The sequence below is a fragment of the Geminocystis herdmanii PCC 6308 genome (assembly GCF_000332235.1).
Lineage (GTDB): Bacteria > Cyanobacteriota > Cyanobacteriia > Cyanobacteriales > Cyanobacteriaceae > Geminocystis > Geminocystis herdmanii.
In genome coordinates, this window is sequence record NZ_CM001775.1 from 2,516,380 (window position 1) to 2,538,060 (window position 21,681).

A 21,681-nucleotide genomic window follows, 5' to 3' on the forward strand; every position below is an offset into this window, starting at 1 on the left:
TAATTGTTTCATGCTTCGACATAAGTTATATAATTGTAATTATGATTCAAAATTAAAATAATTAATCACCTATTTTGACATGAAAATTATTAGTTTACAGTTTTTAAATTTTAGACAATTTTATGGTAAAACCCCCGTAATTTATTTTGCTAATGGAGAAAAAAATACGACTATTATTCATGGTAATAATGGTGCAGGAAAAACTACTATATTAAATGCCTTTACTTGGGTATTTTATGAAAGATTTACTTCCGCTTTTGCCTCCCCAGAATTATTAGTTAATAAAAAAGCTATTTATGAGGTAGAATTTGGCAGTTCGATCGAATGTTTTGTTGAGATAATATTTGATCATGAATATAAAACTTATCAGTTAAAAAGAAAATGTTTTGCCTATCGAAATAAAGACAATAAAATAGTTATTAATCAATCTCAATTATATATGATGGTAGCAGGAGATGATGGAAAATGGCAACATCCCCTTGAACAACCTATGGATATAATTGAAAGAATTTTACCACGAAGTTTACATCAATATTTTTTCTTTGATGGTGAGCATATTGATCATCTTTTTCGAGTAGAAGAAAGACATAAAATTGCTGAAGATACCAAAGAATTAATCGGCGTAAAACTTTTAGAAAGGGCAATTTCTCACCTCAAAAATGCTCAAAAAACTCTCAGGGAAGAGTTAAATATTTTAGGAGATATAACTATTAAAACCCTAGTAAAAAAACAAAAAGAGCAAGAAAATTTACAGCTAAAATTAAAAGAAGATCATAATTTATTAACCACAAGATTAAGTCAATTAGAGATAGAAAAACAAAGTCTTTCTCAACAAATGTTAGCGATGTCTGGTATAGAAAATTTGCAATTATTAAAACAGAAATTACTATCAGAAGAAAAGGAAGTTAGAAAAAATTTAGTCAATACTCAACAGGTTATAAAAAAGGAAATATCTACTCGAAGTTATATCACATTTTTAGGAAGTTCGATCGAACAATTTCAAATTATTATTGAAGATTTAAGAGAAAAAGGAGAGTTACCTAGTGGTATAAAAAAGCAATTTGTAGCTCAATTATTAAAACAAAATAAATGTATTTGCGGTACAGAATTACATCCAGAAAATGAACCTTATCAACAGGTAAAAAACTGGATGAATATTGCAGGAAATAGTGAAATAGAAGAAGCCTCCATTCGTTTAGAAACTCAAGTTAATAACCTTGAATCTCAAGAAAATCAATTTTGGTTAGAAATAAATAAACATCAGCAAAATGTTAATAATTGGCGTAATCAATTAGGACAAATTGAAGATGAATTAGATAAAATAAATCAACAATTAAGACAATATCCCGATCGAAATATTCAAGATACACAAAAGCAATTAGATAATATTGAGCAACATATTCGACAACTAACCCTAAATCAAGGGGAAATCAATTTACAATTAGAAACCATTGAAGAAGAATTAATTAACTTAGAAAAACAGATAAAAAAACAGGAAGCTAAAGTTGAAAAACAGACTTTAATTATGCGAAGAATAGAAGCAACAGAAGAAGCCATAAAATGTATTAATCAGGTACAAAAAAGACTAGAAAATCAATTTAGATTAGCCTTAGAAAAGAAAGTGCAAGAAATTTTTAATTCTATTTCCTTTACTCCTTATCAACCGCGCTTAAACGAAAATTATGAGTTAAATTTAATCGAAAATACATCAGGAATGGCTTTACCAGTAGCCGCATCAACAGGAGAAAATCAAATTTTGAGTTTATCTTTTATTGGTGCTATTATTGACATGGTAAGAGAATGGTCAAAACAAAGTAATTTAGTCGGTTTAGACTCAAGTAAATTCCCGATAATTATGGATTCACCCTTTGGCAGTTTAGACGAAATTTATCGCCGTCAAGTAGCTAAATCCATTCCAAAATTAGCTAATCAATTAGTAGTTTTAGTAACAAAAACTCAATGGCGAAATGAGGTAGAAACAGAAATGAATCCTTATATCAATAAACAATATATTTTAGTATATCGATCGCCCAAAGAAGATTGTCAAGAAGATTTTATCAACATTAATAACATAGAATATCCCCTTGTTAAAAAAAGCGATAATCAATTTGAATATACAGAAATTATTGAAATTAATTAAGGAATATTTCATCATTATTTTCAATAGTTAATTTTCCATTCTCAATTCTCAATTCTCCATTATTATTGTACCCCGATCGAGCGCCCACCAGAGCCGAATACTAATATTCTATCCTGAGTAATGGGTTCCCAACCGACTTCATAACCCAAACTCCAAGCCTTTTCTCTAGCAACTCTAAAAGTCTCAAAACTGTCAGGGCGTACTAAAAAAGCAATATAATTTACATCAGGATTTAACTTGTTTAAAGTATTCATAAAATCTGAGTTTTTATCTTTCAATTCCTTGTTATTTTCTCCCATAGATGATACCTTGGGATCGTATTTTAAAGAACCATTATTAACAAAACTAACAGTATAATTTTGATTTTGATAATAAAATTTTTCTAACCTATTATTTCTGCTTATAATACATTGTTCATATTTTTCTATTTCTTCCATATAAAAGTTATATAAATAAGAGGGCATATTATTGGGAATTTGAGGAGTTTTGCAGTTAGGTAAAGTTACTAATAATTTGTCTATTTCTTCTTCTAATTTAGGATCACTAACTAAAAAAACTTGGTTATTTCTTACTTCAAAAAAATTGCCTACTTTCTTAGTTTCTGAACGTAAAGGAGTCTTAATAATTGTACCAGCTTCCACCGCTAATAAACTCACAAATAAACCAATAAACATTAAAACTCCCACGGTATTAGTTAAAATATCTAAGAATGAATCTAAGTTTTGACTAGGTTGATTTTTTGTTCTAATTCTTCTTTTTCTCATAATTACTAATACTAGCTTGTGATTTCTATCATCTTCAATATCTTAGCAATTAAATTCGATCAAATTATCATTACAACCGATTAGAGTGGATTCTCTCATTTTATTACAATCAGAAAACCTCGTTTTACATCTGGAATTTCAAACAGACACAGATGAAACAATGGCATTTCCCATGATTGACTATACCTCAGTTCGATGCAAGAATGTTTGATAAGGGCAGGTTTCAGGTTGCAGGTTTCAGGTGTAATTTTCAGAAGATTATATAATTCGCTCAAAGAATTGAAGATAAAAAAATCAATTAGGATATATTTTTTGTCAATTCTTTAACCCTTTCCGATACCTGACACCTTTACAGCACCAAAAATTTTATGTCAAACTCAGGTGATTATAGATTGAGGGTATATCGCCGTTATCCTCAAAAATAAATGAAACAAGTGGTAATTTATCAAGAAATACTTCGAGAAGGAAAAATTAAAGGCAAACTTGAAGGTAAAATCGAAGGTAAATTAGAAGGTAAACTTGAAGCAAAATAGGAAATCGCTTTAAATTTGCTCAGAAATCAAATCATATTAGCAATCGCACAAGTATTAAAAAATGAAAATAATTAAACATGATTCTCGTCAGTTAATTGTAGAAACGAAAATAGGATTTAATTTTTTTCTCTTAATTTGGGGGGTGTTTTTTGGGGGAATACCCTTATTCATCTTGACGGCATTTTTTGCAGGATTGGGAGTCATAAATATTGACTGTGAAAAAGTGGAAATAAATAACATTAATTGTCAAGTTGAACGAACTAAATTTGCAGGGTTAAAAATAGAAAATTTACAGAGTTTTAACAATCTTATTAAGGTACAATTTGAACAAATTAAAGGAGTTGATAGTGATGGACAAAGAACGATCAATAATACAATAATTCTTGAGAATAAATACGGTGAACAATTATTAATTGAAGATGCGATGTTTATTAATGGAGTCAAAGGTAAAGAAAAGAAAATGAGATTAATAACATCAAAACTACAGAATTTTTTAAATAGTCAAGATATTTATTTAATAGTCAATTATGATAATCGTTGGCGTTGGGCAAATTTAGTTATTTTTTTATTTTTGAGTGTGTTTATTTTCATTGGATGTACTGTGTTAATTATGGATATTATTTCTATAGGATATGAAAAATTTATTTTTGATAAGTCAACTTCTAAGTTTAGTTTTGAGAAGGTTAATTTGTTAGAAAAAAAACATGAAAATTATCGTCTTCAACATATTAATTCTATTATTATAGAAGTGGACAAAGATAGCGATGGAGATAAAGTTTATTCTTTAATTGTATCTATTAATAATAAAACAGAATATAAGCTCGATCGAGCAGTGCCACTTTGTGATCGAAATTCTCAACTGGCGATGATTCAAGCTAATGCGGATGAAATTGCTAATTTTTTAAATGTTCAAGTGGTAACTAAAGTTAAATAAAAAACCAGATTATCTATTTTTATCACAGACTAAAAGAGTACCAGCAGAAACGCATAAAGGAATAATAATTAAATTCAATAAGGGAATACTAATTAAGGTTAAACAAATTAAACCAAATCCTGCGGTAGTGGGAAATTTTCCCCAAACAAATTTAAGTTTTTGTCGAAAATGTAAACGTTTTCTTTCTAAGGTTGCGTCAAAAAAATCTAAACAAATAATTGTTGTAGTTAAAGCTATTCCTCCTCCTAAAGAAATAAAATTACCCATAGCTGGAATAAAGTTTAGTAAAAATAAGGGAATACTAACAACTATGATTAATAATAATTTTTTCAATTCAAATAATATCGCTCTAAATATATCTTGAATAATATTAAGTTCAATAATTTCTAGTTTTCCTGTGTATAAAATCTCTAATTTTTCTGATAATTTACCATACCAAGGCGCACCTAATATTGAGCCAAATTGCACAATAATGAAGCCAATTATAGTTAATAAAATCAGAAATAAAATTATTTTGAATATTTGACTAATAAATAGTAAAATAGTTATTAAGATATTTGACCATTCAGGAAGTCGATCGATCGCATTGTCCACCCAAATAATCAGATTATTAGTGAGGGTATCGAATAAATTTAGACTAGGATTTAGTAATAAAATATAGGTAGTGATTCCCACACCAATATTGATAATGATAGGGATAATAAGATATTGCCATAATTGCTTATGATTCGCTATAAATTTTATGGCTAATAAAGGGTAGCCAATACCAGTAAAAAAGGTAAATTTTTTGATAATTTGATTACTCATTAATGCTAAATTAAACTGAGAAATTAGGTCTTAGAATGTGAATTAATAACTAGCCGTGAAATGAATTATACAGCTAACAAAATAATATTAAATAAATTGAACTCCAATTATAATTAACAAGTTGATGATATTAACTACTTATTATTAATTCTAAGGGCATTCTAAATAATTAGCATTTACCCATCCTGTTCTGCCATTTACTCTTCGATTAGGACCCTCAATTACTTTAATATAGTACCAAGGAAAATCTCCTCTAATATACTGAACTAAGTTATTATTATTTAATCCTACGATCGACTCTCCTCCGGGGCTTTTTCGTACGGCTAATTGTCCTGCTCTAATATTAGTAACAAAACAGGATGAACTGTTAACAGATTCGGAAGTACTTTGAAAACGAATTTGACTATGATGGATATAACCATTTCTACCGCAAACATCCGTTATATACCAACCATTAGTTGAGCCATAGGTATTAATAGAAGTAACAGATTTAACGCTACAAAGAACTTGTCCATTAGGAGAAACTCGCACATTGGAAGGAGGAGCAAAAACTACCGCTCTGGCACTTTGAGCGATAACTTTCGGCGGTGAAAAGTTTTGAGAAATAGTTAAAGTAGCAAAAGTAATGCCAATTTTTAAGAAAGTCTTAACAGAAAAATAATTAGTCATATTTTTTAAGATTAATTAATGATTATATATTTATTTTTTTTGCAAGAATTTTTAAGCTGAAATTGTTAATTTTTAGATTATTTTTGTCGAGAACATTTTAACGAGAAATTGGTTTAAAATTCTTGGTAAAGTTTATCCATTTTTGTTCTTTTCCACCGGTTAAATTAAGAGTCGGTACAGATACCATTCTAGTAATAGGAGGACCTGATTCTTCTTGCCCGTAGATAATGGGAGTATTTTTAGAAGCACCTAAACCATAGGCGGTCACAATATCATAAACTAATTTACAAGAAAGAAAAAAAGTACCCATGTTAATATTGCCATTACCAGCAAAATAAGTCCACTCTCGATTTCCCCCATCTCCAAATTTTTCACATTCTGTATAAGTAACCTCGAACATTTTAGCAATATGTACGTCATAAAGACGCAGTTTTCCTCCAAAGGCTGATTTGGTGGTTTGAGTATCAGGTACGGTTAAATCATAATAACCCTCTGAAGTAGAAATAGTCATGGGGAGAGACTTTCGGACTGTTTGTGCCTCTACCGCTATAGAGGTAAAAATTAAGATTAATGATGTTAGTAGCGAAGAAAATTTAAGGTTCATTATCGGTTGTATTTCTCAATGATTGTGTTCTATAAAATAATCTTAATATATCTTTATCTAATCTGAATGATAAAATTTATTCATCAGGAAATTAAATTATATGCCCTGCTAATTCTCCATTATTGCTTTAATTGCTTCAGAAAGTGCGATCGAAATATGTGTCCAATGAGTACCCCCTTGACAAAATACAATATAAGGTTCTCGTAAAGGACCATCAGCAGAAAATTCGGAAGTACTACCATCAATAAAAGTACCTCCTGCCATAACTAAATTACTTTCGTAACCTGCCATGGGTGCAGGAACGGGATCAAGATATGAACCTACAGGCGAGTTACGTTGAATCGATCGACAGAAAGCCACCAATTTATCAGGATTTCCCAATTTTACCCCTTGAATAATATCCCGACGAGGTACAAAAGGTAAAGGATTGACTTCGTAACCCAACTCAGAAAAGACTAAAGCGATGAGATGACTGCTTTTCATGGCTTCGGCTACCATCTGAGGTGCTAAAAATAGCCCTTGAAACAGGAGGCGATTTTGATCAAATGTCGCGCCGCCACTGCTACCAATACCGGGGGAGGTGAGACGACAACAGGCTTTTTCCACTAAGTCTTCTTTTCCTGCTACATAACCTCCTGCTGTAACAATTGTACCCCCCGGATTTTTAATTAATGAACCCGCCATCAAATCCACCCCAACCGCCGTTGGCTCAAGGTTTTCGATAAATTCTCCATAGCAGTTATCCACAAAACACACGGTATCAGGATTTTGTTGTTTAACTATCTTGACAATTTTCTCAATTTGTGCTATGCTAAGGCTCGATCGCCATGAGTAACCGCACGATCGTTGAATTAAGACTAATTTTGTTTTAGGTTTAATAGCTGTATTTAAGACTTCCCAGTCAATATTTCCCTCTGGGGTTAAGTCTAACTCTCGGTAACTGATACCAAAATCTCGTAGTGAACCTTGTCCTTCTCCTCGTAATCCGATTACTTCTTCTAAGGTGTCGTAGGGATGTCCAGCTATGGCTAACATTTCATCGTTAGGTCGTAATATTCCATATAGACAGGATGCGATCGCATGAGTACCTGAGACAAATTGAACTCTCACGGCAGCACTTTCAGCATGGAAAATTTGAGCAAAAATCTTGTCTAAAACTTCTCTGCCTAAGTCATCATGACCATAACCGCTTACACTGGAAAAATGATGAACTCCCACTCTATTATCTCGAAAAGCGATGAGTATTTTTTGTAAATGTTGTTTGACTTGTCGATCGATCTGTGCAAAAGTTGGTAATAATTTTTTTTCGGCTTCTTCTATTAATAAATCAACGTTCATATTTTTTAATTAAAGGTTCATGAAAAAGTATTAAAAAACTTTAATGAAAACATAGACAAATAATGTCAAATATCAGCATAAAATCAGAGAAAAAGCAGAACTATTCTCGATTTTATAGTAACACAGAATTGTGATTACTTCCTTTGACTATATTTTTTTTTGAACTATTAGACTGGGAGATTAATCATTTAATGGTTGCTCATATTGATTATATGTTTGTGATGAATATGGGTTGAAAATTGATCGTACTCTAAATGCTTTAACAAAAAATACACTTAATAATATTTTATTTTTTGCAAGAAGTCTAATGATTTTAGGTTAAAATAGAAGATTAGTTACAAATATTTGTCTATTTTTAAATATGCCTTATGCACGAACCATTAGCACGATCGTGGCGATCGCCCTAGCTTTAGTTATGATTATACTGGGGGGATTCTATTTTACTATCTGCTTTGGTATCCTCGTCTATCTTGCCCAAATTGAGTATTTTCGTCTTGTTAAAGCTAAAGGCATTGAACCTGCGGTAAAAACTACGATGGTAGTATCACAATTTTTATTAATTACTGCGACATTTGTGCCTAGTTTAACCGATGCAACTTTTGCCTTAGCAGGGGCGTTAATTTGTTTTTACCTCTTATTTTTACCAAAATTAGCGACTATTGCCGATATTTCTAGCTCGATTTTAGGATTATTTTATGCTGGATATTTGCCTAGTTATTGGATACGATTAAGAGTAAGTTTAGGGCAAGATCAAGCATACGCGCATAATATTCCAAATATTCACAACTTGCCGTTAGATGGTTATTTCCCTACTAATATTTTTGATGTCCATAGTTTTCCTGACGCATTAACTATTACATTCTTAGCAATGGCTTGTATTTGGGCGGCGGATATTGGTGCTTATTTGATAGGTAAAAATTTTGGTAAGACAAAACTATCTAATATTAGCCCGAAAAAAACTGTTGAAGGCTCATTCTTTGGTATCGCAGGAAGTATGCTAGTAGGCTTGGGTGGAGCGTGGTTTTTAGATTGGGCATATTGGCAAGTGACGGGGTTATTGTTAGGTTTACTCATCGGTATTGTGAGTTTATTTGGTGATTTACTCGAATCTATGATGAAACGAGATGCAGGAGTTAAGGATTCTGGAGAATTGATTCCGGGCCATGGGGGCATACTCGATCGAACAGACAGTTATATATTTACTGCCCCTTTGGTATATTATTTCGTAACTCTTTTATTGCCTGTGTTTAATTAAGGGGGGTGAGGAGAAATTATCAATTATGGATAGTCGAGATATTATCAAAAAACTAAAAGATGATGGATGGTATCAAGTTGGCACAACAGGAAGTCATCATCATTTTAAACATCCCTATAAAAAAGGTAAAGTGACTCTACCTGTTATATAAAACTTACTCATAGTTACCTATGACGTTTACTTCTTGCTTCTACCAGTCAAGTCGGCTTGATACTGTCCACAAGCGTTGATTCGGGTGTAACCCACCCTACTTTTATTATTCTAATTAATTGATTAATCTTGAATAATAACTAATTTTTTATTTAATTTAATCTTTAAATTAAATAGTTTTAACAGTCTTGGTTATCGACTTCATTAAAAGCTAACATATTTAAAAAAAATGTCAACCTTTATCCCGTGAGTAGGTATAAACAACTATAATAAACTATTAGTTAACAGTTAAAAGCTCACCCTAAAAAAGATATTCCCATTAAAACTTTAGCTAGTATTGAAAAACAAGCGGGTGTTAACTTACGATAAAGAAAGGAGAAACTCAATGATTACTTATTTAGTTACTGTACATAAAGATAATCATAGCGATTATGGAGTGCAATTTTATGACTTTCCCGGTTGTATTAGTGCAGGGGAAACTATCGAAGAAGCAAAAACTATGGCTACGGAAGCGTTAAAAAGTCATATTGCGCTTATGTTAGCAGACGGAGATGAAATTCCTCACCCTAGCACTCTCGAAACCATTTTAATCGATCGAGATCATCAAGATGCAGTGGCTTTTATGCCCATAGAAATATCAGGCACTATTTTTAGTCATCAAGAATTATGTGTGAAAGTTTAAAACTTATATCAGTTCAAGAAGTAATAAGTCAATGAAGGTATTAGGTTAAATTTAGACAATATTATTCAGGCATAATCACAGGAATAACTTGATTTTTATATTGGCGATAAATTCTAAAATCACTGTCTAAAGTAAAAACACTACTTCCTCGAATTAATTCACTCATTCTTACTAAACAAGCATCAGCTAAAGACATAGGGATAGATTTATACTGTTTTATTAATTGATTAATTGCTGTGACTTCTTCACTTAAATTAAAAGATATTTGTAACTTATTACTACTTATTAAATTAAGCACAGCATCTTCTCCACCATGAATATCTTGAAGCAAAAAGCAAGATTCTGTTATTACAGATTCACAGGTGAAAAATGGTAATGATAAACTTTTAAGATTATTTTTTACCCATTCATGAGTTTGTTCATTACGATTAACTAAAGCAACAATTATTCCCGTATCAATTATAATATTGCGTTTCATTATTTACCAAATCCTTCAAGATATTTTTTATTTGTTGCTAAATCACCATTACCACCATCAACACAACCAATAAATTCTTGTAATTGATCATACGCCGAAAATTCGTGATTTTCTGTTGACTGAGGTTTAGATTTTTTACTATCCATAAATTCAACAAATTCTATAATAGTTTGTTGCTGTTCAATGGTGAGATTTCTAAATTTATCTAACAAGATATTTTCTTGAATTATAGCTTGAGTCATAATTTTACAGTAAAATTAAACTAATATTATTAACATTATATTAAGTTTTTAGAACTTTGATCAACTAATGTATGAACTTCCTAAACTTTTATTAATCATTAGACTTCTGGGAAAAATTCAATTTTGAACTGTTCAAACTATTGTAGAGACGTAAAATTTTACGTCTCTACCGAAAATATCGTTGATGTCTATTACTTATTTAAGGATTGCTGATAGTGCCTTCTCTCAAATTTCATCAAGGGATGTCGGGATATTTTTATCCGTATTTAACTTAGCAAATTCCTCACTAAAAAGATGTCGATTTTCGCAAGTATCACATTGATTATGATGAGGAAAATCTACATTATTTTCTATATATTCATCAGTAAAATTTTTCAGTTTATTTAACAAATAATTTAATTCTTGTTTAGTTCGATCGTGCTTAGGTTTATTATATTTAATCGTAAAACTTTGAGGCTCATGGGGTAACTTAACAAACCAATAAGTAAATTCAATTTGATGAGGTTTATAATTAAGTTTTTCTGCTAAGATATAAAGATATAATTTAGTTTGCCAATCATTAATTAATTTCTGATCTTCAGGTTTTTCATAAGTTTTCCAATCAAAAATTATCGCTTTTTTAGGATATAAAACAATTAAATCATAAACGGCTGTAAAAATAAATTGCTCGATCGAATAATTAAGTTTATATTCCGCTTGTTTCGTAATAATATCAGAGGAAGTCCATATATCTTGAGTAGCAGAAATTAAAGCCTTTAAAGATTGATTAAACTCTTCATTATCCGTGAGAATTTTATCTAAAGATAATCCGGCATTATATTGTTGCATTTTCAAATGAAATAAATTTCCCCATTGCTTCCCTTCTTCAGATTTTAAATTCGGTAAAGATTTTAACTGTTGTAAATAACGTTTTTGAAATAAAGGAGGGCAAGTTTCTAAAGTCTTTAAATGAGTTTGAGATAAATGCCAATATGATGTCATAATGTTTATAGTTTTATTAAAAATTAATCTTTTGAGATTTTTTCGTTAAATTTATTGTAATAATTCCTATGGCTGAAGTTGATAAAATATTGTTAGTAGATGATGAACCGGGTATTAGAGAATCAGTACAAGCATATTTAGATGATAACGAAAATTGGCAGGTAGAAGTTGCTAGTAATGCGAAAGAGGCATGGAAAAAGTTACAGCAAGATATTCCTGATTTAATTATCTCAGATATTATGATGCCAGAGGTTAACGGTTTAGAATTTCTGGCACAATTAAAAGATGATATTCGTTTTCGAGATGTACCAGTAATCTTTTTAACGGCAAAAGGTATGACGGGCGATCGCATTGAAGGATATACGGCAGGTTGTGATGCGTATTTACCGAAACCCTTTGATGTGGACGAATTGGAAGCCATTGTCAGCAATTTGTTGGCAAAGAAAAAGCAACAGAAAGAGAATACTGGGGGAAATTTGCAATTAGATGAATTAGTTAGGGAAGTGAAAGACATCAAGGATAAACTAGAAAATACCTCTAAATTAACTATAACCGATCTTCCTATGGCGATCGATCTTACTCCCAGAGAGCAAAGTGTATTAGACTTAGTAGCATTGGGTTTAATGAATAAAGAAATCGCCAAAAACCTAGAAACTAGCGTGCGCAATGTAGAAAAATATGTGAGTCGTCTTTTTAGTAAAACAGGCACCAACAGCCGTACAGAATTGGTAAGATTTGCTCTAAAACACGGTTTAACAGAATAAGTGGGGTGATTTTTCATTCTTTAACCTAACACCTCCTCTCCATCAAAATACTTATTCAGCAGATTCTACATATATTTGTTTTTGTAAAAATACTGTCGCTTCTATGGCAGTGACGGGGGGAGAAAACAAGTATCCTTGCCCTAGACGGCATCCTTTATTTTGTAACCATTGTTTCTGTTTTTCATTTTCAATACCCTCCGCAACAGTTTTAATGCCAATGGATTGGGATAAGGAAATAATTGATTCCGCAATGACTCGATGACGATTATCTAAGTCTAAAACATTAACAAAACTTCGATCGATCTTCAAAGCATCAACGGGTAGTTGATGTAAATAACTGAAAGAAGAATAACCAGTACCAAAATCATCAATACTGATAGAAATACCCTTCATTTTAATTTGATTCAATAAATTAATTGTTATATCAATATTTTGAATTAACATACTTTCAGTAATTTCTAATCCTAAAGTATTAGGTTGTAGTGGATAAGATACCAATAGTCGATCGAGTAAAGATAACAGAGATTCTTGTAATTGCCTGACGGAAAGATTAACATTCACTTTCAAGGAATGATTAAATTGTTTTTGCCATGTTAATAATTGTTGACAAGCGTTTTCTAACATCCATGTACCAATGGGGATAATTAATCCTGTTTCTTCCGCAATATCAATAAATTTGATGGGAGATAAAAGTCCTTTTTCGGGATGTTGCCAACGAATCAAAGCCTCAAATTCTTCGATGGAATTTGTCTCAAGATTGACAATCGGCTGGTAATATATGATAAACTGATTTTTGTCAATGGCAATGCGCAAATCATTCTCAATCTGTAATCTCTCCATTGCCTGAGAATCCATGACAGGATCAAAAATGGCATATTTACCCTTACCATTTTTTTTAGCTCGATACATGGCTATATCTCCATCCCGTAATAAATCTAAGGCTGAATGATGTCTTTCTCCACCGCAAATAATACCAATACTGGTACTAACAAAAACTTCCTGATTGGATAAAATCAAGGGCGATTGTAAACCTTCTAAAATTCTTTGAGCTATCTTAACTCCTTCAGCTATTCCTTCAATGTCTTCTAATAAAATAACAAATTCATCCCCTCCCAGCCTTGAAGCTACATCTGTATCACGAATAAAAAATTTAAGTATTTTCGCCACTTCTATCAATAGTTCATCTCCCACCAAATGCCCTAAACTATCATTAACGATTTTGAAATTATCCAAATCTAAAAATAGTAAGCTAAAGTTATAGTCTAAATAGCGTTTCTGTTTTTTTAAAGCTAACTCCAGCCTTTCTATTAATAAATGACGATTTGGTAAACCTGTTAATTTATCATGGAGTGCGTTATGTTTTAATTGTTGTTCTATCTTAATTCGATCGCTGATATTTGTAATTGTACCGACATATCCTTTGAGTTTACCCTGAGCATCATATTCAGCAATACATTGCCCATAAACCCAAATAATTTCACCATCTGGACGTTGAAAACGATATTCTAATTTAAACTGTTGATTTTCCTCAATACAATTAAGCCAATATTGTAAGACCATGTCTCTATCTTCAGAATATATCCCATTTAGCCACCCTTCTCCGATCACTTTTTCCGGTGACAATCCCATCAATTCACAACAATAATCATTGATATAAATACATTTATGACCAATATTTGTGCGAAAAATCCCTACGGGAACGACAGAAGTAAGACTGGCATAACGCTGTTTACTTTCTTCTAAATTAAACTCAATTTTTTTTCGATAATTTATTTCTTTTTTTAATAAATAATTCCAAAGAGAAAGAAAAATTAAAACAAAAAAAGGAAGATAAATAAAAGAATTAATGATAATATCTTTAATCTGTTTCCAACCAAATTTTACATTAGGTTCAAGCCATTTTTTTTGTGCTTGATAATAAATAGAATTAGAATCTTTGATTAATAATTGTAATTGTCGATCGATCCTTGGTAGTAAAGAAAGAGGGTCTCCAGTTTTTACAATAAAATGTAAACGGGCGGGATTAATTAAAATATTTGTTCTAACTATATTATAACCATTATCAAATTTTTTCCCAAAGAAATTATTAACAATACCAGCGTCTATTTCCCCTGTTTCTATCAAAACAAAAATATCATTAAAATCATCAACTTCAATCAATTCTGGAGTGATACCAAAAGCCTTAATTTGTTCCTGTAAAACCTCTTTTTGAATGCTTGATTTAAGAATACCTACTTTTTTCCCATCTAAATCAAGAATGGAATTTAAATTTAAGTCACGACGAGCATATACTTGTGACCAACTCGCTAACACAACTTCATTATTAAAGTCAAAAAGTTGATTTCGCTTGTCGGAATAAGCCACATCTACCATCAAATCTATATCACCTCGTTCAACTTTCCTCAGACATTCTTTCCACTGGCAAGGGATGTAAGTAATAGACCAATTTTCTGCTTGAGCAATGCCGTCTATTATCTCTACCCAAAAACCTGCGGGTTTTTCGTTGTCATCTATAAAAATTTTTGGATTATTTTGATAAATTCCCACCGTCACAAGTGTAGGAGATTTTGTTTTTCCTATCATCTCTTGTGTTTGTCCATGGGTAAAAATTAATAGTACGATCGTGCTTAATAATCCTAAATATTTGATGAAATTAACAACCCGACTACGATTCATTATTTCCATAGCTTTGAGCTTAGTTGATAAAAAAGGTTGTTAGACTTTTGATCTTAATTCTAATTCTAAAATGCTTAAAAAATGATTAATTATACTTACCACAGGAATAATTTAATTTTAGTGTTTCCTATTCTTCTGTTGATCGATCGGGAATACCCTGACATCCTCCCGGTATGGTCGATCGAGTGTATTCTCCACCCCAACAACAACAGTAATAACGATTCTCCTCACTGAGATTTTTTACCCCCGTTAAATTAGCTTTTTCGATGACAACTCCCGTATATTCTCCCGTTTTATAGTTCGGCTCTTCCGTACGACTACGAGGACTAGCCGTTTTGTAATCTCCATAAAATAATCTTACCGCTTTTAAATCTGCTCCTTTTAAACTGGCTTCATAAAGTATAGTACGAGATAAATTAGTTTTGATTAGATCACATAAAGATAAATCTGCCCTTACCATATTCGCTTCACTTAAATCTATCCACCGTAAATCTTCCTTATGAAAATTACATCCTGCTAACACTACTCCTAAATTAATAACTCTCATGCCAAATTGACGATCTTCTTCATAACCGCCACTGCCGTCTAAAATCGGTCTTCCTAAATGGGCATCTCTGCGTAAAGGAGTAATTAAACGAGATCGAGATAAAAACCGTAATATTTTTGCTTTACCTGATGAGTCCACACTTCCTAAAATAGCTGCCGTTCTTCCTTCTGCGATCGCTCTTTCTTGGGGCCAGTCTTCCAACAATCCATCAGGACCTAAAACTAAATCTGAGATACCCTGAAAATAAGCATCAATGGTTTGTTGTTGAGTAATGCGATTTTGTTGAATAGTTAAATCCTTAGAAATAACGTATTGTTGCCACGCCACATATACCGCTAACACGGCAATCAAAATTTGTCCGAGTGCGCCTACCCATTCCGCCCAAGAACCAAATTCATCATATTTGAACTGATTTAACCATAAACCGATACGGTGATAAACTCCTAAATACTTGAATAAAATAGCCGTACTTAAAATTAAACCCACAAAACCCACTAAGGTTTTTCTTTCTTGGGGAGTCAGAAAAAAACGAATCCACTCAAGAGCATGAGGTATAACTTGAATAACGGCAAAGGTAAAAGCTAGTAAAGCACCCGTTAATCCTAACCAAGTATTGTTGGAAAAAATTCCTACGATCGAACTGATCAGAGCAATAAGAATATAGGTAGAATAAGATGTTTTCTCTCGTTTAACGTAGGTAAGTTGCTTAGGGGGAATGGTATTTAATTCTACAACTTCTAAGTTATTTAGAGTTCGATCGTTATTTTCAGTCATGCAAAATTAGTGAATAGTGGATAACAAATAAATAGCTTTCAAAAAAAATTTTATTTGTTGCTAGTAAAGATTTTAACCTTATTATTTCACGATCGAACTCCAATACTTTTCCGTTAGTCCCTCAAGTTATTTTATCCGCCCCTAAATCCCCAACTTTATATTTTGAAGAAAAAAAGGGCTAACCGAATTCGATCGATTAACCCTTGAATAATTAATGGAAAATACACTTTTAGTAAAAAAACTCCATTATTTGAGAACTAACTTAACATTAGCGTTTTGTAATCCTCTTTGTTTTACTTCAGTTAAAGTTTTGTTTACTGCGTATTTTTGGTTGATGGAATTGATTAACTCAGTTTGATTGTGTTTTTTAGCAACACCCCAGAGATCAGCGATTAAATCAAAGCTACCATCAGCATTGCGAGACCAACCGAGATCATATTCACCTTCTAAAACGGCTACAATATCAGCACGAAGACGTTGACCGTTATAACCGCGCACATCAGCATCGGTGGTTACGTTGATACCTAAATCCCGTAAGGAACTGGTTAAAATTTCGGCAGAAGTAATCTTGGTGCGTAAAGTGCTAAAGTGAGACATTGGAATTTCCTCCTAAGAGATTAAAGACAATAGTATGATAGATGCACATAAAGTGCTTGAAATTAATTAGCCCTAAAGCTAATCTTTCCCTGATAGAGAAAGCCTGTTAAAACTCCATGCGTTGATATTCCGCAATGGAGGCTGAAGCAGTTCTGGCTCTTTGTCTAGCCCAGTCTCGTAGCGCTGTTACCTGCTCAGTCATAGTACGGGACAGAGGTAGTGTGGACTTGATAGCGGCAATTATATCTAATTGGTGAAACTCTCGATCTTGAGCGAAAGCCTCATACATAGCTGCAATAATTGCTTGTTCAATCTCTGCCCCAGAAAAACCTTCGGATGTCTTAGCTAACTCCTCCGTATCAAAACGGGCGATGTCCGATCGACGTTTAGTAAGATGTATCCTAAAAATTGCTTCCCGTTCCGCAACACTGGGTAAATCCACAAAAAAGATTTCATCGAAACGACCTTTGCGCAAAAACTCACTTGGTAACTTTTCGATACGGTTTGCCGTTGCCATTACAAACACGGGGGAGGTTTTTTCCTGCATCCATGTTAAAAATGAGCCGAAAATGCGACTAGATGTACCACCATCGGAATCGGCTGATCCTGAGCTTCCTGCAAAAGCCTTGTCTAACTCGTCAATAAATAAGATTGCGGGTGAAATAGACTCAGCAGTTTTCAAGGCACTGCGCAGATTTGCTTCCGATTTTCCTACTGTTGAACCGTCATAAACCCTGCCCATGTCTAACCTTAATAGGGGTAAACCCCATAGTTTCGAGGTAGTTTTGGCAATGAGAGACTTTCCACAGCCGGGGACTCCTAAGATTAACATTCCTTTCGGTTGCGGTAATCCGTAGGTTCTAGCTTTTTCGCTGAAGGCTTCCGATCGTTGTTTTAACCAGTGTTTGAGTTCTTCTAAACCCCCGACACCATTAATGGTTTCGTCTTCTTCCATATAGTCAAGAATGCCATTACGCCGAATCAGTTGTTTTTTCTCAGACAGGACGATTTCCACTTCATTTTCTGTCAATTGTCCTGCTTTAATCTGAGCTTTTCTATAGACTTTTTCTGCTTCATCGATGGTTAAACCGAGAGCTGCTCTGCGTAATTTTTCTTTGACTTCGGGAGTGAGACGTTTGCCTCTGCTTTGCTTTAAGGCTCTTTCCAATACTTCGTCTAGCTCGTGAGCTTGAGGTAAGGGAAAATCTAACACCACTAAATCTTTTTCTAGTTCTAGGGGTGTTTGCTGATAGGGTGACATTAAGATAATGATTTTATCTGTTCCCTTGAAGGTGGCGATGGCATCCCTTAACCAACGGGTTACAGGGGGCGATTCCAAATAAGGATGTAAGTCTTTGAAGATGTAAATTCCTGCTTCTTTTTGACGGATTACCCACTCGATCGCTGCTTCGGGCGATACAGTATTATGTTGTACTGACTGATTACCTTGTTGACTATATTCAACAATTCCTCTAGTGACAGTCCACAAATACACTCGACGATGTTCTTGAGAGGACGACTCATTTACTATAGTTGCTATGGATTCTTCCGCTCTATCTTCTTCTGATGTTACTAGGTAAATCAGAGGATATTGAGCTTTGATGAGAATGTTTAACTCTTCTTTCATGGTGTCTGCCTCTCTTGAGTTTTGCGGTTGGCGGTAATCACTGATTTTTATTTACTGTTGCCAGTTATCAGCAGGGGATTAACTCCTCTTGTGCTTCCTTATCTGCATTGATTTCGCTTCCTTCACCGATTAAGGGGAATTGTTCATCCACTATATTCGGTTGATTTTTCAGGGAAATCATTTCTCCGTCACGCATTACCATTGCGGCATCGCATTCAGGGCAAACATGGACTTGATGGGTTTTTCCGTAACTCGCTTCTACTTCCTCCACTGTGTCTGGATGTCTCAGATAAAAACTAATGGCTTTCTCGACTAATGCTGACATAGAATCAGTATCGATCGCCGCTTTTACTTTGAGTTGACGATGCAGTGTTGGTGGAAGATAAAGAGTAACTTTTTGCTTTTCTTGCATATTCGCTTTTATTTAATATGCCCTAGTGCGATATTCATTACTTTAACTTCTTTTTTTTCTACTGTCAAGACGTTACCCCATTTTAATGGCAATATTGTTACATTTCTTAACAATTGTTTTGAAAAAAAATCACTCAAACCTTTTGAGTGACGTTGATTGTGTTGATTTTTCGGTTCGATCGATCATTGTCGATAATTAGTAATTTTAGAGATCATTTCGGGAGCTTTTTTTTGCCATGAGGTGTTGAGAGGCTGTTTGATGAGAATACGATAACGGTAAAAATTTAAGGATTCAAATAAAAATCCGACAATAGCACAGGTAAGCGCGATGGTTAAGATACCGATTGTACCAGAACCTTCCCCAAAAACTGCTAAGAAATTCCACACTTGTTCATAAAGATTTGTTCCCCAGATACCGATTAATGGTAAATGAGATAGAACAACTAAACCCGCTAATATTGCAGTGCAAAAAACTACGGGTACAGCGAAACTAACAAGGGTAGTTAAGAAAAGGGAGAAAAATAGAGATAGCCATATATTCATTGCTTTTACTTCCTTGAACACGGAAGTTCTAAAATTTAAAAGGTCATAGCATTTTTTTATACTAACTATTATTTAGATTAAAGCTAAAATCCTGATTTGTCATCACTTTGTCAAGAATCTTAAAAAAACATTAAAAAACTTGGTATTTTTACCAACATAGTGTAAGAAAATGTTAATTTTCTTAACAAAACAACATAAAAGAATGGAGAATGAAGAATGAAGAATGAAGAATGAGGGCTAAAGCCCTTACTACAAACAAAATAAAAATTTTTGAGGGTGGTTTAATTCTCAATTTTCAATTTTCAATTCTCAATTATTTAAGCCATTTATGCAACATTTCCTGTTGTTTTTTCGAGGGGTTATCAATGATTTTGACTTGATAGCCTAGGGGTTGAGGTGTTTCTAATGTCACTTCTACGGTTTTTAATTCTTCTTGGTGAAAATAGGTTAATTTGATGATGTCTCCTGTTTGATAGTCTTGTAATCTGTCCATTAAATTATCGCTATTGACTCTAAAGTTATCGATGGCTAATAATTCGTCGTCGGCATCAATTCCTGCTTTTCCTGCGGGAGAATTGGCATCGACAAAGGTTATTTTTTCTATACCTCCATCTTTTTGAGTTTTTAAACCTAAATAGGGGGGCATATTATTGTCTATTCTTGCTTCTAATTTTAAGCCAAAGGGTTCAAAATATTCGTTAAATGGTAGCTCGATCGTACTCTCTAAATATAAGTTAAAAAATTCGGTTAAATCTGTATTGGCAATTACTTCTATTTCTTGTTTTAAATCTTCGGGAGTAAAGCCGATTTCTTGTTTACCAAATTTTTGCCACATGGTTAACATGACATTATCAAAAGATTTCTCATTATCACTATTTTTTCTAATTAATAAGTCTAATAATAAGGTGACTAATTGCCCTTTTAAATAATAGGAAATTTGACAATTATTACTATAAGCATCTCGGCGATATAATTTAATCCAAGCGTCAAAACTTGATTCGCTTAAAGGTTGAATTTGTCTGCCGGGAGTGCTTAAATATTGGCTTATATCTTTACTTAATAATTCAAAAAAAGTTTGTCGGTTATAAATACCTGCTCTTAGGGGTATAATCATGTCATAATAGCTAGTTGAGCCTTCTGAAAACCACAGAGAAGAAGTATAATTTTCTTGGTCATAATCGAAGGTTTCTAAGGCTTTAGGGCGGATTCTTTTGACATTCCAAAGGTGGAAAAATTCATGGGCTACTAACTGAATAAATCGATCGTACTTTTCTTTTTTTTGAAAGCCAAAACGGGGATAATTTAAGACACAACAGTTTTTATGTTCTAGTCCACCAAAACCACTAGCGGATAAGTGTAACAAGAAAAAATAATCTTCATAGGGTAATTCTCCAAATATTTTTGCTTCAGTTTCAATAATTTTGATGGTGTCTTGAATTAGTTTGCCTAGTTTAAGATTTCCTTCTCCCCAAATTACCCATTGATGAGGTTTATTTTCTACGGTGAAATGAGCTATTTTTTGTGTACCAATTTCAAAAGGGCTATCGACTAAGGTATCAAAATCTTCCGCTAAAAATGTATTTTTTGTGTCGGAAATTCTTGGTAATGAGGTGCTAATATGCCAGTGCGGAAAGGGTGGTTCGATCGAGATTTTGAATGGTAATTTTTCATAATCAGGAAGATAAAAAAATAATGCTGCCCCATTAAAATAACCATGGGTTGCATCTAAATGATTAGTTCTAACGGTTAAATCATTAGCATAAATTTGATATTTTATGGTGATATTTTCTTGATTTTTTGTGTTAATTTGCCAGTGATTTTTAGCTTTTTTTTGCCAACTTAATTTATTGTGATTTTCTGTAGAGTTTGCTCTAAAATTTTGTAGATGTCGTGAGTATTCTCTGACTAAATAAGAACCGGGAGTCCACACAGGCATTTTTAAATCTAAGATATTTTCTTGCCAATTTTCAATATTTAATGTGATGGTAAATAAATGAGATTCTGGACAAGCCATGGAAACAAAATAATGGATATTTGGACTAAATTTATTCATCGTTTATTTAATAATAATTGTGGTTGTTATAACAGTTCTAAATGATTTCTGGACAATCCCCCTTTTAATTCCGCCAACTTTACCTCAGTTCGATATAAGAAAAGTGGTGAAA

The 21,681-nt window shown here is 32.8% G+C and carries 21 protein-coding genes and 1 pseudogene; 7 read left to right on the top strand and 15 right to left on the bottom strand.

The genetic code is table 11. The features are described from left to right. Nucleotides 1-79 precede the first annotated feature (79 nt). Nucleotides 80-2,140 carry an AAA family ATPase gene (locus SYN6308_RS12525; RefSeq protein WP_017294791.1) on the top strand — a complete coding sequence of 687 codons (2,061 nt, stop codon included), beginning with the start codon at nucleotides 80-82 and terminating at the stop codon, nucleotides 2,138-2,140. Nucleotides 2,141-2,202: 62 nt separating this feature from the next. On the opposite strand, the gene SYN6308_RS12530 is transcribed toward SYN6308_RS12525, so the two are convergent. Further along, nucleotides 2,203-2,904, bottom strand: coding sequence for a hypothetical protein (locus SYN6308_RS12530; RefSeq protein WP_017294792.1), 702 nt, complete (start codon nucleotides 2,902-2,904; stop codon nucleotides 2,203-2,205). A 58-nt stretch (nucleotides 2,905-2,962) separates the two neighbouring features. Here SYN6308_RS12530 and SYN6308_RS25545 point away from each other — a divergent pair. Next, nucleotides 2,963-3,088 (top strand): annotated as a pseudogene (locus SYN6308_RS25545) (Rpn family recombination-promoting nuclease/putative transposase); the annotation flags it as partial. A 410-nt stretch (nucleotides 3,089-3,498) separates the two neighbouring features. Next, nucleotides 3,499-4,371: a hypothetical protein gene (locus tag SYN6308_RS12540; protein ID WP_017294794.1), complete on the top strand. Its 873-nt coding sequence runs from the start codon at nucleotides 3,499-3,501 to the stop codon at nucleotides 4,369-4,371. 9 nt (nucleotides 4,372-4,380) lie between these two features. Here SYN6308_RS12540 and SYN6308_RS12545 read toward each other — a convergent pair whose 3' ends face one another. The 4 genes from SYN6308_RS12545 to SYN6308_RS12565 all read right to left on the bottom strand — a co-directional run bounded on the left by SYN6308_RS12545 (nucleotide 4,381) and on the right by SYN6308_RS12565 (nucleotide 7,789). Next, a complete protein-coding gene (locus SYN6308_RS12545; protein ID WP_017294795.1) occupies nucleotides 4,381-5,178 on the bottom strand; it encodes an EI24 domain-containing protein in 798 nt (265 codons plus the stop codon). A gap of 150 nt (nucleotides 5,179-5,328) precedes the next feature. After that, the gene (locus tag SYN6308_RS12550; RefSeq protein ID WP_017294796.1) at nucleotides 5,329-5,847 is read right to left on the bottom strand and encodes an SH3 domain-containing protein; all 519 of its coding nucleotides are present in this window, start codon (nucleotides 5,845-5,847) and stop codon (nucleotides 5,329-5,331) included. 97 nt (nucleotides 5,848-5,944) lie between these two features. After that, nucleotides 5,945-6,358 carry a hypothetical protein gene (locus SYN6308_RS12555; protein WP_017294797.1) on the bottom strand — a complete coding sequence of 138 codons (414 nt, stop codon included), beginning with the start codon at nucleotides 6,356-6,358 and terminating at the stop codon, nucleotides 5,945-5,947. 201 nt (nucleotides 6,359-6,559) lie between these two features. Further along, a complete protein-coding gene (locus SYN6308_RS12565) occupies nucleotides 6,560-7,789 on the bottom strand; it encodes a methionine gamma-lyase family protein (RefSeq protein ID WP_017294799.1) in 1,230 nt (409 codons plus the stop codon). Between the two features lie 361 nt (nucleotides 7,790-8,150). Here SYN6308_RS12565 and SYN6308_RS12570 point away from each other — a divergent pair, with 361 nt between their 5' ends. From SYN6308_RS12570 to SYN6308_RS12580, 3 genes are all read left to right on the top strand, one after another. Further along, nucleotides 8,151-9,044, top strand: coding sequence for a phosphatidate cytidylyltransferase (locus SYN6308_RS12570; protein ID WP_017294800.1), 894 nt, complete (start codon nucleotides 8,151-8,153; stop codon nucleotides 9,042-9,044). 25 nt (nucleotides 9,045-9,069) lie between these two features. Further along, nucleotides 9,070-9,195, top strand: coding sequence for a type II toxin-antitoxin system HicA family toxin (locus SYN6308_RS23945; protein ID WP_017294801.1), 126 nt, complete (start codon nucleotides 9,070-9,072; stop codon nucleotides 9,193-9,195). 384 nt (nucleotides 9,196-9,579) lie between these two features. Then, on the top strand, nucleotides 9,580-9,876 hold the full coding sequence (locus SYN6308_RS12580; RefSeq protein WP_017294802.1) for a type II toxin-antitoxin system HicB family antitoxin: 297 nt from the start codon (nucleotides 9,580-9,582) through the stop codon (nucleotides 9,874-9,876). A gap of 61 nt (nucleotides 9,877-9,937) precedes the next feature. Here SYN6308_RS12580 and SYN6308_RS12585 read toward each other — a convergent pair whose 3' ends face one another. From SYN6308_RS12585 to SYN6308_RS12595, 3 genes are all read right to left on the bottom strand, one after another. After that, nucleotides 9,938-10,354: a type II toxin-antitoxin system VapC family toxin gene (locus SYN6308_RS12585; RefSeq protein ID WP_017294803.1), complete on the bottom strand. Its 417-nt coding sequence runs from the start codon at nucleotides 10,352-10,354 to the stop codon at nucleotides 9,938-9,940. Further along, nucleotides 10,354-10,596, bottom strand: a complete 243-nt coding sequence (locus tag SYN6308_RS12590; RefSeq protein WP_017294804.1) for a hypothetical protein — start codon at nucleotides 10,594-10,596, stop codon at nucleotides 10,354-10,356. Before SYN6308_RS12590 ends, SYN6308_RS12585 begins: the two co-directional genes overlap by 1 nt. 225 nt (nucleotides 10,597-10,821) lie before the next feature. After that, nucleotides 10,822-11,577, bottom strand: coding sequence for a PD-(D/E)XK nuclease family protein (locus SYN6308_RS12595; protein ID WP_017294805.1), 756 nt, complete (start codon nucleotides 11,575-11,577; stop codon nucleotides 10,822-10,824). Between the two features lie 68 nt (nucleotides 11,578-11,645). On the opposite strand from SYN6308_RS12595, the gene SYN6308_RS12600 reads away from it, so the two are divergent. After that, entirely contained in the window at nucleotides 11,646-12,341 is a 696-nt protein-coding gene (locus SYN6308_RS12600) for a response regulator transcription factor (protein WP_017294806.1), read from the top strand. A gap of 51 nt (nucleotides 12,342-12,392) precedes the next feature. Here the strand turns inward: SYN6308_RS12600 and SYN6308_RS12605 are convergent, their stop codons facing one another. The 7 genes from SYN6308_RS12605 to SYN6308_RS12635 form a co-directional block, all read right to left on the bottom strand. After that, a complete protein-coding gene (locus SYN6308_RS12605) occupies nucleotides 12,393-15,017 on the bottom strand; it encodes an EAL domain-containing protein (protein WP_192816136.1) in 2,625 nt (874 codons plus the stop codon). A gap of 127 nt (nucleotides 15,018-15,144) precedes the next feature. Then, nucleotides 15,145-16,338: a pentapeptide repeat-containing protein gene (locus tag SYN6308_RS12610; RefSeq protein WP_017294808.1), complete on the bottom strand. Its 1,194-nt coding sequence runs from the start codon at nucleotides 16,336-16,338 to the stop codon at nucleotides 15,145-15,147. A 246-nt stretch (nucleotides 16,339-16,584) separates the two neighbouring features. Next, the gene (locus tag SYN6308_RS12615) at nucleotides 16,585-16,935 is read right to left on the bottom strand and encodes a DUF1257 domain-containing protein (protein WP_017294809.1); all 351 of its coding nucleotides are present in this window, start codon (nucleotides 16,933-16,935) and stop codon (nucleotides 16,585-16,587) included. A 106-nt stretch (nucleotides 16,936-17,041) separates the two neighbouring features. After that, nucleotides 17,042-18,562 carry a stress-responsive protein Ycf46 gene (gene ycf46 / locus SYN6308_RS12620; protein ID WP_017294810.1) on the bottom strand — a complete coding sequence of 507 codons (1,521 nt, stop codon included), beginning with the start codon at nucleotides 18,560-18,562 and terminating at the stop codon, nucleotides 17,042-17,044. 67 nt (nucleotides 18,563-18,629) lie between these two features. Next, on the bottom strand, nucleotides 18,630-18,974 hold the full coding sequence (locus SYN6308_RS12625) for a hypothetical protein (RefSeq protein WP_017294811.1): 345 nt from the start codon (nucleotides 18,972-18,974) through the stop codon (nucleotides 18,630-18,632). A 182-nt stretch (nucleotides 18,975-19,156) separates the two neighbouring features. After that, nucleotides 19,157-19,516, bottom strand: a complete 360-nt coding sequence (locus SYN6308_RS12630) for a hypothetical protein (RefSeq protein WP_017294812.1) — start codon at nucleotides 19,514-19,516, stop codon at nucleotides 19,157-19,159. A 313-nt stretch (nucleotides 19,517-19,829) separates the two neighbouring features. Continuing rightward, complete coding sequence (locus tag SYN6308_RS12635) at nucleotides 19,830-21,569, bottom strand: M61 family metallopeptidase (protein WP_026102051.1); 1,740 nt, start codon at nucleotides 21,567-21,569, stop codon at nucleotides 19,830-19,832. Nucleotides 21,570-21,681: the final 112 nt, after the last annotated feature.